The sequence below is a fragment of the Mesorhizobium sp. M8A.F.Ca.ET.181.01.1.1 genome (assembly GCF_004792025.1).
Taxonomy (GTDB): domain Bacteria; phylum Pseudomonadota; class Alphaproteobacteria; order Rhizobiales; family Rhizobiaceae; genus Mesorhizobium.
In genome coordinates, this window is record NZ_SRTV01000071.1 from 1 (window position 1) to 390 (window position 390).

1 protein-coding gene is annotated in these 390 nt (G+C 63.1%); it reads right to left on the reverse strand.

Annotated features, from left to right (window positions below):
• The coding region (locus EN824_RS33635) for an SDR family NAD(P)-dependent oxidoreductase (RefSeq protein WP_135933172.1) at positions 1-390 on the reverse strand (390 nt) is incomplete at both ends.

Genomic DNA, 390 nt, shown 5'->3' on the forward strand with positions numbered 1-390 from the left:
GCTCGCTACATAGCTTCCCCAACCCGCGTAGCCGCCCTGAAAGCCGACAATCGACGAGAGGTTGATCACATGGCCGCTGCGTTGCGCGCGCAATTGCGGAAGGACGTGCCGCAGCACCGCCAGCGGCGCGAACAGGTTGACGTCGAAGTTGCGTCGCAACTCGTCGTCGCAGAGCGCTTCGACGGTGCCTTGTTGCGCATAGCCGGCATTGTTGACGACCACGTCGACTTTGCCGAACTTCTCGATGGTTTGCGCGATGGCGTCGCCAATGCTCTGTTCGTCGCCAAGATATACCTGCAGCGGAAGAAACTGTGCGGAGGCCGGGCCAAGTGCTTCTGTCAGCGATGCGACGGTGCGCGAAGTCGCGGCCACGCGATCGCCGCGGGCGAG